Annotated in this window: 10 protein-coding genes; 4 read left to right on the top strand and 6 right to left on the bottom strand. The window is 71.0% G+C overall.

Annotated features, from left to right (window positions below; translation table 11 throughout):
- The 3 genes from ACZ6CV_RS32895 to ACZ6CV_RS32905 all read right to left on the bottom strand — a co-directional run bounded on the left by ACZ6CV_RS32895 (position 1) and on the right by ACZ6CV_RS32905 (position 4993).
- Positions 1-1302: a phytase gene (locus tag ACZ6CV_RS32895; RefSeq protein ID WP_469254991.1), complete on the bottom strand. Its 1302-nt coding sequence runs from the start codon at positions 1300-1302 to the stop codon at positions 1-3.
- A gap of 208 nt (positions 1303-1510) precedes the next feature.
- Positions 1511-2980: a glycine betaine/L-proline transporter ProP gene (gene proP, locus ACZ6CV_RS32900; RefSeq protein ID WP_362365662.1), complete on the bottom strand. Its 1470-nt coding sequence runs from the start codon at positions 2978-2980 to the stop codon at positions 1511-1513.
- 177 nt (positions 2981-3157) lie between these two features.
- The gene (locus ACZ6CV_RS32905; protein ID WP_469254992.1) at positions 3158-4993 is read right to left on the bottom strand and encodes an alpha-L-fucosidase; all 1836 of its coding nucleotides are present in this window, start codon (positions 4991-4993) and stop codon (positions 3158-3160) included.
- A gap of 295 nt (positions 4994-5288) precedes the next feature.
- Between ACZ6CV_RS32905 and ACZ6CV_RS32910 the strand changes: the two genes are divergently transcribed.
- Positions 5289-7490 (top strand): alpha-N-acetylglucosaminidase, encoded by a 2202-nt coding sequence (locus tag ACZ6CV_RS32910; protein WP_469254993.1) that lies wholly within the window; start codon positions 5289-5291, stop codon positions 7488-7490.
- Between the two features lie 57 nt (positions 7491-7547).
- Here ACZ6CV_RS32910 and ACZ6CV_RS32915 read toward each other — a convergent pair whose 3' ends face one another.
- Positions 7548-8195, bottom strand: coding sequence for a DUF4360 domain-containing protein (locus ACZ6CV_RS32915; RefSeq protein WP_469254994.1), 648 nt, complete (start codon positions 8193-8195; stop codon positions 7548-7550).
- 265 nt (positions 8196-8460) lie between these two features.
- Between ACZ6CV_RS32915 and ACZ6CV_RS32920 the strand changes: the two genes are divergently transcribed.
- Both ACZ6CV_RS32920 and ACZ6CV_RS32925 read left to right on the top strand, forming a co-directional pair.
- Positions 8461-9324 (top strand): chitosanase, encoded by an 864-nt coding sequence (locus ACZ6CV_RS32920; protein ID WP_469254995.1) that lies wholly within the window; start codon positions 8461-8463, stop codon positions 9322-9324.
- Between the two features lie 215 nt (positions 9325-9539).
- Complete coding sequence (locus tag ACZ6CV_RS32925; RefSeq protein WP_469254996.1) at positions 9540-10478, top strand: hypothetical protein; 939 nt, start codon at positions 9540-9542, stop codon at positions 10476-10478.
- Here ACZ6CV_RS32925 and ACZ6CV_RS32930 read toward each other — a convergent pair.
- Positions 10475-10771: a hypothetical protein gene (locus ACZ6CV_RS32930; protein WP_469254997.1), complete on the bottom strand. Its 297-nt coding sequence runs from the start codon at positions 10769-10771 to the stop codon at positions 10475-10477. The genes ACZ6CV_RS32925 and ACZ6CV_RS32930 overlap by 4 nt on opposite strands.
- Before the next feature lie 202 nt (positions 10772-10973).
- On the opposite strand from ACZ6CV_RS32930, the gene ACZ6CV_RS32935 reads away from it, so the two are divergent.
- The gene (locus ACZ6CV_RS32935) at positions 10974-11372 is read left to right on the top strand and encodes a nuclear transport factor 2 family protein (RefSeq protein WP_469254998.1); all 399 of its coding nucleotides are present in this window, start codon (positions 10974-10976) and stop codon (positions 11370-11372) included.
- 19 nt (positions 11373-11391) lie between these two features.
- On the opposite strand, the gene ACZ6CV_RS32940 is transcribed toward ACZ6CV_RS32935, so the two are convergent.
- Positions 11392-12192 carry an MFS transporter gene (locus tag ACZ6CV_RS32940; protein WP_469255008.1) on the bottom strand — a complete coding sequence of 267 codons (801 nt, stop codon included), beginning with the start codon at positions 12190-12192 and terminating at the stop codon, positions 11392-11394.
- Between the last annotated feature and the right edge of the window lie 4 nt (positions 12193-12196).

Below are 12196 nucleotides of genomic sequence, written 5' to 3' on the forward strand. Positions count from 1 at the left end.
TCAGTCGTCCAGCGCCTCCTTGACCTTCCCCAGATCGACGAACTTGAAGTCGGTCGACGGGCGGTCGCCCTCGCCGGGGGCGTCGTGGCCGTCCTGGACGACCAGGAGGCCGTGGGGGTACTTCGGGCCGAGCGGCTCGTTCAGCGCGGCCGCGCCGTCACACTCCTCGGAGCCGTCCAGCGCGCCGCCCGCGGGGGTGACGCGGAAGCCGCCCTCGTACTCGTGGTGCTCACCCGGCTCGCGGTCGTACGCGGCGAACGTGTCGTCCCCCTGGCTGGAGGCCAGCAGGTAACCGTCGCCGTCACGCTCCTGCACCAGGGTCAGCCCCTCCACGTCGGACGCGATCCGCTTGCCGCCGTAGCCGGGGTCGGGGCCCGGCACGCACTCCTCGGTCCCCTCGTCGTAGGTGCCGGGGACTCCGTACTCCCGTACCTTGTCGACGAGTTGGGGCTTTCCCGTGAGGTCCGCGGGGACGCGCCAGATGCCCACGTCCTCCTGGCCCGCGTAGAGCGTTCCGGTGGCCGGGTCGACCACCATGCCCTCGACCTGCGGGAGTTCACCCGGCTCGGCGCACGGCGTCCACGACCGGCCGTTCGGGAGCCGGAACGTGGACGGCAGGTCCAGGGTGCGGACCGTGCGGTAGGTGACCTTGCCGGCCCGGCTCGGGATCAGCTCCAGGAGCGCCACGCTCGTGCGCTCGCGGCGGCTGACCAGGGCGTACGAGCGTCCCGTCGACCGGTCCTGCCAGGTGGCCAGGCCGTACGCGGTGCGCTGTTCGTTGATCTCGGCCTGGTTCGCGGAGAAGACCGGCGGGGCCGCGGGGTCCGTCACGTCGGTGAGCGGTCCGCCGGGGCGGTCGCGGTCGATCCGGTGGAAGCGCAGCCGGTCGTGGCCCCGGTCGCTCGTGACGGCCAGGTCCGCGCGGCCGGTGCCGAGCTTCAGGCCGTGCACGAGGTCGACGTTGTTGAAGCGGCCGGGGGCGTCGTCGGGGCCTTCGGCGGGCGGCGCGGCGATGGACTGTACGGGGCGGGCGTCCAGGTCGTACACGCGCAGGCCGCCCTCCTTCGCCGTCGCGATCACCAGGCTGCGCGCCGGGTCCGCGGCGTCGCGCCAGATCGCGGGGTCGTCGGCGTCCGCGTTGCCGCCCGCTTCGTCGTCGTGCAGGACGGGCGTCTCGGCCCTCGGGGTGACCGCCGGCAGCGGGGCGTCGGCCGCGGGCGCGGCGGGGGCCGCCGCGAGGACGGCGGCCAGGGCCAGGACGGCCGGACCGGTCGTTCGGCGGGTCGGACGGTGTCTGGTCACGCGATGTCTCCTCGTTCCGGGAACGGATGGATGATCGTGCGTGAGACTGGGGCCCGTCCGTGTCGCTCCGGCGTACGCCGCGCGTCCGGTAACACCCCGTCCGAATGTACACAGGGTGAATCACGGGCCCCAGCGGCGTCCGCGCCGCTCTGCCGGCCTTCGGGCGCCGGCGCTCACCGTCGGCGCGACGCCCCAACTGCCCAACCGCTCAACCCCGTTGTGCGTCCACCAGCTCCCGCGCCTCCTCGTCCGTCGCCACCGACGGTGGCGAGCCCTCCAGCGGCTTGCGTGCCGTCTCCTTCATCGCGGCCACCGCCACGATGCCGACCAGTCCCGCCAGCATCGTGTAGAACGCGGGCATCAGGTCGTTGCCGGTGGCGCCGATCAGCGCCGCGACCACCAGCGGCGTCGTACCGCCGAAGAGCGAGACGGAGATGTTGAAGCCGATCGACAGGGAGCCGTAGCGGACGTCGGTCGGGAACAGGGCGGGCAGCGACGAGGACATCGCGCCCAAGTAGCAGACCAGCGCGAGCCCGAGGATGAGCAGGCCGGCGAAGACCGGGATCGTGCCGCCCTGCTTGATGAGTAGGAAGGCAGGCAGGGCCAGGACGAAGAAGCCGATGGAGCCCGCCATCAGGACCGGCTTGCGGCCGACGCGGTCGGAGAGGCGGCCGACCGAGTTGATCAGGGCCATCAGGATCAGCATCACGACCACGATGGACATCAGCCCGCCGGTCTCTCCGAAGCCGAGCTGCGTGAGGTACGTCGGCATGTACGAGAGCAGCATGTAGTCCGTGACGTTGAACGCCGCCACCAGCGCGATGCACAGCAGCATCGCGCGCCACTGGCCGAAGAAGGACTCCCGGAAGGACTTCTTCTGGCGTTCGGCCGCGGGGCCCTCGCCCTCCTCCATCTTCTGGAAGGCGGGCGACTCGTCCAGCTTCAGCCGCAGGTAGAGGCCGATGAGACCGAGCGGGGCCGCCACCAGGAACGGGATGCGCCACCCCCAGGACTGCATGGCGTCCTCGCTGAGCCCCATGGTCAGCGCGGTGACGAGGACCGCGGCGACCGTGTAGCCGATCAGGGTGCCGAACTCCAGGAAGGAGCCCCAGAATCCGCGGCGCTTGTCGGGCGCGTACTCCGCGATGAAGGTGGCGGCACCGCCGTACTCACCGCCCGTCGAGAAGCCCTGCACCATGCGGCAGAGGACGAGGAGGACCGGCGCCCACACGCCGATCGAGGCGTAGCCGGGGATCAGGCCGATGGCGAGCGTCGCCGACGACATCATGATCATGGTGAGCGCGAGGATCTTCTTGCGGCCCACCTTGTCGCCGAGCGGGCCGAAGAACATGCCGCCGATGGGGCGGACCAGGAAGGCCGCGGCGAAGGTCGCCAGCGAGGAGAGCGTCTGCGCGGTGTCGTTCCCGGAGGGGAAGAACTCCTTGCCGATGATCACGGCGAGGTAGGCGTAGACACCGAAGTCGTACCACTCCATGGCGTTGCCCAGCGCGGTCGCCTTCACCGCCCGCTTGACCTGGGCTTCCTCGGTGACCGTGATGTCCGTCTGGCGCAGCCTGGGGTTCTTGCGGCGGTGGATCGCGCGGAACAGCGCACGGTGGCGGGCCACGGCTTCGGGCGCGGGCGGTGCCGGTGTTTCGGGGGCTTCTGGCGCGCTCACGTGACTGTCACTCTCTCTGTCGGCACCTTGGTCGTTCCGCCCGGCTACCCCGGTCGGACGTCGATCAACATTGCCAAGCCGTGAGAAGTCGAAGTGGCCGCCGATGGTCCTCACGCCGAGGGCCCCAAGCCCCTGATTCCAAGGACTTGAGGCCCGATTATCGATGAATCGCAGCCGTCAAGGTGTGTACAGCTGCGAACGGGGAATGATCTGCTGTTCCTGCCCGGGGCTCGACCACAGCAGCCGCAGATGGGCCTCGCCCGTCTGCTCCGCGTACTCGACCCTGACCGCGTGGCGCTTGCCGGCGGTCAGCTTCACCTGTGCCTTGTCGATCTTCGGCTCGTGCGGCGTCCAGGAGTCGATCACGAGCTTGCCGTCGATCCAGACGCGCGCCATGTCGTCGGAGACGGTCGTCAGGGTGTACGTCTCCGAGCGGCGCGGCACCACCGATCCGGTCCAGCGGACGCTGAAGCGGTCGGCGGGGATCGCGGCGTCCGGCGAACCGGTGTATTTCCAGGCGTGGTTGAGGGTGGCGTCGGTGCGCGTGATCCTCGGGTCGCCCGAGAGGGTCGCGTTGTCGAAGATCTCCTGCTTGAGGCCCGTGCCGTGGCCCGGCCGTGCCGTCGGGCCGGGGTCGACCTTCAGCTCGATCACGGTAGCCGTGTCGTTGGTCGCGGCTCCCGACGGCTTGAGGTCGAAGCCGTCGCCGGCCTTGGTGACCGTCACCCGCTGGTCGCTGCCGAGGACCCGCGCCGCCTTCACCCGCAGGTCCGTGCGCGCCGTGAGGTGCAGGGTGCCGCCCGCGGCGGGCCACCGCGTGACCGCCGCGTACAGCGTGTCGCCCTTGCGGCTCACCGACCCCCAGGCCGGCTCCTCGACGAGGCCGGCGTACCGCGCGCCGAAGACCGCGTCGCCCTGGCCGTCCTCGCGCAGCCAGTCGCCCATCTGCTTGAGGCGGTCGACGGAGGGCTGCGGGATGCGGCCGCGGGCGTCGGGGCCGACGTTCAGGAGGTAGTTGCCGCTGCGGGAGGTGGTGGCGAGGAGGTTGCGGGTCAGGGTCTGGGAGGACTTCCAGTCCTGGTCGTAACGGGCGTACCCCCAGTGGTTGTTGAGGGTCATGCAGGACTCCCAGAGCTGGCCGTCGACCGGGGCGGCGGGGATCTCCTGCTCGGGGGTGCCGTAGTCGCCGTCGACCACGCGGCGTTTGCCGACGCGGTTGTTGATGACCAGGGCGGGGCCGAGGCCGCGGAGGTAGGCCTCCAGGCGCTCGCCGTCCCGCGCCGTCCACGGGTTGTGCGGGCCGTCGGTGTCCCACTCGCCGTCGAACCAGAGCAGCGCGGGGTCGTAGTGGTCGATGAGCTCCTTGAGCTGGGCGTACATGCGCTTCTCGTACGCGGGGAAGGTGGCCGGGTCCGCGAAGTCCTTGTCGTGCCAGTCCCAGATCGAGTAGTAGAAGCCGAGCTTGATGCTTGCGTCGTCGGCCGCCTTCTTCAACTCGTCCATGATGTCGCGGTTCTTGTCGAAGGAGGAGTGGTCGCGCAGGTTCCAGCCGTTCACCTTCGTCGGCCACATCGCGTAGCCCTCGTGGTGCTTGGCGGTGATGACGATGTAGCGCATGCCGGCGTCTTGGGCAGCCTTGACGACGGCCTTCGCGTCGAAGTCGGCGGGATCGAACCGCTGCGCCTGCTTCTCGTACGCGTCCATGGGGATCGCGCACTGCCGCTTGATCCACTCGGCGTCGCGGCAGATGGTGCCGTCGGGCCGCCGGTACTCGCCCTCCAGGTTCGAGTAGGCGCCGAAGTGGATGAACATGCCGAAGCGGTCCTGCCGGAACCAGTTGGTGCGGTCCGCGGTGAAGGGGTCGTCCGCCGCGTGGTCCGTGCCGGGCCCGGCGGCGGCCCGTGGGGGGTGCGGGGCCGGGGCGCCGTCGGGGACGGCGGTGGCGGCCGGTACGACCGTGGCCGCGAGGGCGGCGGCGAGGAGCAGGACGAGTCCAGTGGCTCTGTGGCGCATGGGGCGGCTCCCGGGATTCCCTGGGGGGTTGGGGGGTCGCTCGGGAACGTAGGGAGGAATACATCGGATGTCAATGGGCCCAACTCCCGTCGCTCTGGCGCGATTTACCCGGCCGGGGCCACCATTGAGCCGTCATCGTTCCGCCCTTGATCTGCCACCGATCCGATGTATCCGCGATGTACGAGGCCGAACCTCACCCCCCGGAAGGCCCGGAGGACCCGGAGGATCACCACGGGTCGACCGGCCGGCCCGGGGGAAGACACCCCTCGGCACCCCTCCCACCGACGGAGCCCCTATGCCTCTCCCCCGCCGCACCTTCCTCACCGGACTCGCCGGCACCGCCGGTGCCGCCGCCGTCGCCTGCTCCGGCACCCCGGCCGACGGCATGCCCGCCCCGCGCCGCACGGCCGCAGCGGAGGCGGCCCGGCGCCTGCTCCCCCGCCACGGGGAGCAGCTGACGTTCCGGACCGCCCCGAAGCAGCCGGGCGCCGACGACTCCTTCCACGTCACCGGCGAGCGCGGCCGCATCACCGTCACGGCGACCGATCCCGCCACCCAACTCGTCGGCCTGCGTCACTACTTGACGCGGGTCACGCACGCCGACATCACCTGGGCCGGCAGCAGCACCGACCACCTGCCCGACCGGCTCCCCGCCCCGGCGACGCCCCTCACCGGCGCCGCCAACACCCCGCACCGCTTCGTCCTCAACGACACCAACGACGGCTACACCGGCGCCTATCACGACTGGGCCTACTGGGAGCACGAGATCGACGTGCTCGCCCTGCACGGCTACAACGAGGTCCTCGTCTACGCCGGCGCGGACACCGTCTACCACCGCTCCCTCCGGCAATTCGGCTACACGGACGCGGAGTTGCGGGCCTGGATACCCGCGCCGGCCCACCAGCCGTGGTGGCTCCTGCAGAACATGGCCGCCTTCCCGCACCCGGTGTCGCGGCAGCTGCTCGACGCCCGCGCCCGGCTCGGCCGCCGCATCTGCGACCGGCTGCGCGACCTGGGCATGACGCCGGTCCTGCCGGGCTACTTCGGGACCGTCCCGCCCGGGTTCGAGGAGAGGAATCCGGGGGCGAGGACCGTGCCGCAGGTCGAGTGGGTCGGCTTCACGAGACCGGACTGGCTGGATCCGCGCACCGGCCACTTCGCGCGGGTCGCCGCCGCGTTCTACCGGGCCCAGGACGAGCTGTTCGGGCCGTCCACGATGTACAAGATGGACCTCCTGCACGAGGGCGGGAAGCCCGGCGACGTGCCCGTCGGTGACGCCGCCAAGGGCGTCGAGAAGGCCCTGCGCACCGCGCACCCCGGCGCGACCTGGGTGATCCTCGGCTGGCAGCACAATCCGCCGAAGGCCATCACGGATGCCGTCGACAAGCGCCGGATGCTCGTCGTCGACGGCATCTCCGACCGCTTCCCGGAGATCACCGACCGCGAGTCCGACTGGGGCTCGACGCCGTACACCTTCGGCTCCATCTGGAACTTCGGCGGCCACACCACGCTCGGCGCCAACACCCCTGACTGGGCAGAGCTGTTCGAGAAGTGGCGCACGAAGCAGGGCAGCACCCTGCGCGGCATCTCGCTGATGCCGGAGGCGGCCGACAACAACCCCGCCGCGTTCGCCCTCTTCTCGGAGCTTGCCTGGCGCACGGGCGACCTGGACCTCGAAGCCTGGTTCGCCACCTGGTCGACCGTCCGCTACGGCGCCGCCGACCCGCACGCGGCCGCGGCCTGGGACGTGCTGCGCCGCACCGCCTACGGCACGACCCGCGCCGACGGCTGGGCCGAGGGCGCCGACGGTCTCTTCGGTGCGCGGCCCGACCTGGGCGCGGAGTCGGCGGCGGCCTGGTCGCCGAAGAAGATGCGGTACGAGCCGGCCGACTTCGAGCCCGCCCTCGGTGAACTCCTGACCGTACGGCGCGGGTTGCGGGGCTCGTCCGCGTACCGCAGGGATCTGCTCGACGTCGCCCGGCAGGCCCTGTCCAACCGCAGCCGCGTCCTCCTTCCGCGCATCAAGAAGGCGTACGACGCCGGGGACGCGACCGGATTCGACGCGCTCACCCGCGACTGGCTCGGCCTGATGGAGCTGCTCGACCGGCTCCTGGCCACCGACTCCCGCCATCTGCTGGGCCGTTGGGTGGCCGACGCCCGCGCGTGGGGCGTCGGCGCCGCGGAACGGGAGCGGCTCGCGTACGACCAGCTGTCGCTGGTGACGGTGTGGGGAGGGCGGTCGGGCGCCGACGCCGGGCTGCGCGACTACGCGAACCGCGAGTGGGCGGGGCTGGTCGGCGGCCTATACCGGCTGCGCTGGGAGCGGTACTTCACGGAGCTGCGCACCGCCCTCGCGGAGGACCGCGCGCCCCGGACGATCGACTGGTTCGCCGTCGAGGACGCGTGGATCCGCGACCCGGGCCGGCTCGCGACCCGGCCGACGGGCGACACGTACGAGATCGCCGTGCGGGTGCGCGACCGGCTGAGCTCCCCGTAAGGGACGGGCGGACAGCGGTGCCCCGGGGCCGCGAGACCCCGGGGCACCGCCTCCGCTTCACGCGCGGGGGCACTCCTTCCACGCCATGTGGTAGATCGTGCTGATGTCGCCGTCCGTGGAGTCCATCGTCATGAAGCTGGACTTCGCCGGGTCCGATGTCCCCGCGTCCACCCGCAGCTCCGTGTTGATGTTGAAGTTCCGTTTCACCCCGCAGGGCGCCCAGACCAGCTGCGCCCAGTCGGTCGTGTCGGTGGCCTGCCAGTTGTCGGTGTACGCGCCGTTGAACTGGTGGCTGATCGAGGCCGTCTGCGGTGAGCCCTGGAAGTAGTACGACGCCTTCTCGGTCCCCTTGGCGCCCTGCTGGAGTGAGGCGTAGCCGCGGTAGTCGGCGCTGGCGATCGCGTAGGTGAAGCCCGACGGGACGTGCACGATGAGGCTGAGCTGGCAGTTCCTGCGGAACGCGGTGGGGTCCGCGCCGCCGCCCGCCCTGGCGAGGTAGTCGCTGTAGGTGACCGTGAAGGCCGTGTTGTCCTCGGAGACGGCGACGGCCGCGGTGCCGAGGGGACAGCCGGAACCGTTCACCGTGGCGACCTCGATCACGATCTTGTCCGGGGGCGGATCGAGGATCGCGGTCGTGTCCTGAGCGGGGAGTGTCGAGCCGAAGAGCGCCACGATGGCGCCGCTCAGCAGCAGTGCACCGGCCATGGTTCTCCATTCCGTTTCTGAGGAGGGGGGTTGGAGAAGTGCCTGTGGTGCGTGGAACGCATTGCGGGCGCCTGGAGCGGATTGCGTGAGCGAGGGGGAGCGTACGGACCGCTGAGGCGCGCTGCCAGAGCGAGGTCCGGCCATTCCGCATCGTCGACTCGTCGCGTCTTGACGGGTATACGTCACACCGAATCTCTGGTAGGAAACCTTACTAACAGACGCGGTACCGACGCGGAACCATGAACTCCCTTACCTGGAGGCCCTCGTGGAGACCCCCCACATACGCCCGCGCACCACTCACACCACCCGCCGCACGCTGCTCGCCTTCCTGGGCGCCGCGGCCGTGGCGGGCCCGCTCCTCGCCACCCAGGCGGCGAACGCGACCCCGACCCCGGCATCGCCGGTCCGGCTCGCGGCCGGCGGGCTCGACGACCCGGCGAAGAAGGAGATCGCGATGCGGATCGTCTGCAGCGCGGAGAACTCCTCGCTGGACTGGAAGAAGCAGTATCGATACTGCGAGGACATCGACGACGGCCGCGGCTACACCGCGGGCATCATCGGCTTCTGTTCCGGCACCGGCGACATGCTCGACCTGGTCGAGCTCTACACGCAGCGCAAGCCGGGGAACGTCCTGGCCAAGTACCTCCCGGCGTTGCGCGAGGTCGACGGCACCGACTCGCACGAAGGCCTCGACCCGAACTTCAAGCGCGACTGGGAGCGGGCCGCCGACACGGACGCGGCGTTCCGCACCGCGCAGAACGACGAGCGCGACCGCGTCTACTTCAACCCCGCCGTCAAGCAGGGCAAGGCGGACGGCGTCGGCACCCTCGGCCAGTTCTGCTACTACGACGCCATCGTCATGCACGGCGACGGCGGCGACTCCACCAGTTTCCGCAACATCCGTAAGCGCGCGCTGCGCTCGGCCAAGCCGCCGGCCCAGGGCGGCGACGAGGTGACGTACCTGAACGCCTTCCTCGACGCCCGCGTCTGGGCGATGAAACAGGAGGAGGCGCACGAGGACACCAGCCGGGTCGACACCGCCCAGCGGGTGTTCCTGCAGAAGCGGAACCTCAACCTCGACCCGCCGCTGGACTGGAAGGTCTACGGCGACCCGTACCACATCGGGTGATTTTGCCCGCCCGTCAACGGGCGGCGGCCGGCCCTCCCCGGCTCCCGCCCCACGCGCGGGGCGCCACGTGCGCCCCGCGCGTCTATTCCTGCCTCTTACCTCTCTCCTCTTGCCTCCCGCGGGTCGAACTGGATACGGTCCCGCCCAACTCCCCGTCTACGCGCGTCCACCTGCGCGCGCCACGGACAGCCCCCGTACCGAGGTGAGAGATCCCCATGTTCCTCCGAACGACCGTGCTGACCACCGCCGCCGCCTGTGCCGCCGTCCTCTCCTGTACGGGTGCCGCCGCGGCTCCCGCGCAGGCGCCCGCGCAAGCGCCCGGCTGGCAGCAGGCCGGCGACGACATCAACTCCGGCATCAGCGGTCTCGCCCTCACCGGCCGTACGGGAGGCACCGCCCACGCCCTGGTCGTACGCGACAACAAGAAGCCCGGCCAGAACCGCGTCGCCGAACTCACCTACCGTTCCGGCCGCTCGGCCCGGATCGAACCCCTCGCCTGGACGGGCGGGGCCGAGCCGATCGACCTGGAGGCCATCGAGGCGGTGCCGGGGACCTCCACCGAGTACGTGGCACTGGCAAGCCGGGGGCTCGTCTACCACCTGAAGCTGAAGGGCTCCGAGGTCGGCGTCCTGGACACCTCCCCGCTCCCCGCCATCGCCGAGGGCGACGACTACGAGAGCTTCGCGCTGACCAGGCGGCACGGAAAGCTGGCGGCGGTCTGGGCCGACCGGGGAGCGGGCGAGGAGCGGCCCGCGACGGTCCACGCGGCGTCCTTCTCCTTCAACGAGTACGGCGAGGCCGACTTCGGCCGCGTCACCACGGCCCGCCTGCGCGCGCCCTACCCGAACGGCAACGTCCGGCACGCCTCGGACATCTCGGTCACCGCGAGCGGCCGTCTGATAGTCGGCTCGGCGTCGGATGCGGGCGACGACGGGCCCTTCGACTCGGCGGTCATGGACGCGGGCCGGGTCACCGTGGGCCGCCACGGCACGGTACGGCTGAGCGTCGCCCGCCACCCCGAGGTGCTGCGGAAGTTCAAGGGCCACAAGATCGAGGCCGTCGAGTGCGTGCCGGGCACCAGGGACGCCGTCCTCGCCACCGACGACGAAAACGCGGGCGGCTCCATCAACTCCGCGGAGGTGTGCGGCGGTTAAGACAGGGCTGTCTGCATGGCCTGCGTCACCGCGTTGCGATGGTTGGTGAACGCGAGTTCAGCCTCCTGGTGCGGCTCCCCGCCGGTCATCGCGTCCCGGTAGCGGATCAGCAGGTGGACGAGCTCACGGGACATTTCCGCGAGGTCCGGCGGTGCCACCAGGTGCAGTTGTATGCGTGCGGGGAATACATCGTGATCGGCCAACGCGTCCTGGACCCGACGCACCTTCTCCTCGTCGCTGCTGTCCCTGCCCGCGCGGTGTATCTGCTCCCTGGCCCGAGTCACGGCCGACAAGAACTGGACACATGCGGCCCGCAACTCTTCCCGCCGTTGCTTCTTTACCTCCTTCCCCCACTGCGCACGATGTGCCACCAACACCGAGACCACACTGATGAATCCACCCAGGGCCGTACTGACCGGCGCAGTCCAATCCATGGCTGCCACCGTGGCACGGCCCCGAGGAAATACTCCAGACTCCAGGTGTTACGGTCCCGGCATGTCCAAGGCTGAGATCGATGCGCTGACCGCCGACTTCTTCGACTGTCTCGACAACCGGGGCGGCAGGGCCGCCGACCTCGCCCGGCTCCGTCGGCTGATGCTGCCGGGCGGCGTGATCGTCAAGGCCGGGCCGGACTTCGAGGCCTACACCGTGGACGGGTTCATCGAGCCGCGCGAACAGTTGCTGGCCGACGGCCGGGTGACGGAGTTCCACGAGTGGGAGATCTCCGAACGGACCGAGATCAGCGGCGACATCGCGTCGCGCTCCGGCGAGTACGGCAAGTCCGGCCTCCTGGACGGTGAGCCGTTCGGCGGTGGCGGCACGACTGCCTTCCAGTACGTCCGTACCCCGGAGGGCTGGCGGATCGCCGCGTTCTCGTGGCACGACCGCGCCTGAGCCCCGACTCCTGAGCCCCTCACGTCGTCCCGCCTTGTTTGCTGCGGTCCGCGGGCCTGATCCCGAGTACCAGGCCCGCCGCCAGCAGCGCGGCGAGCCCGCCCAGGGGCAGCGCCGTGGAGGCCGATGTCGCGTCCACGACCGTGCCGCCCGCCAGCGCGCCCAGTGACATCGTCGCCTGGAACGACGACGTGAACAGGACGGACGCCGCCTCGGGCGCGCCCGGCGCCGCGTTCACGAACCACGTCTGCGAGCAGACCGGCACCGCACCGTACGCGAGCCCCCAGACGAGGAGCAGGACGAGCGCGCCGGCCCGGCCCGCCCCCAGCGACGGCAGGAGCAGGTTCGCCGCGGCGAGCAGGCCCGCCGCCGTCGCGAAGGCGGGCCGGGGTGCGCGCCGTACCCACTCGCCCGCGAGGAAGTTGCCGACAATGCCCGCCAGACCGTAGGCGAGCAGGAACACGGTGATGAGCGCCGGGCCCGCGTGGGTCACGTCCGCGAGGAAGGGGGTGACGTAGGTGTACGTGCCGAAGTGGGCCGTCACGATCAGGAACGTCACGACGAGAGCGACCCGCGCCCGGGCCGTGCCGAGCAGGCCGCGCAGCACGGTGAGCCGGGTGACCTGCCGGGGCGGCAGCGGCGGCAGGGTGGCGAGGAGCGCGCCGAAGACGATCAGGGTGAGGACACCCATCGCGGCGAACGAGGCCCGCCAGCCGACGAGTTGACCCAGTAGCGTGGCGGGCGGCACAACAAGTACAGAGCCCAACAGGACGGAAGAGAAGACCACCGCGGTCGCCCTCCCCCCCCCCCCCCCCGGCACCCCC

This window comes from Streptomyces sp. NPDC041713 (assembly GCF_055591085.1).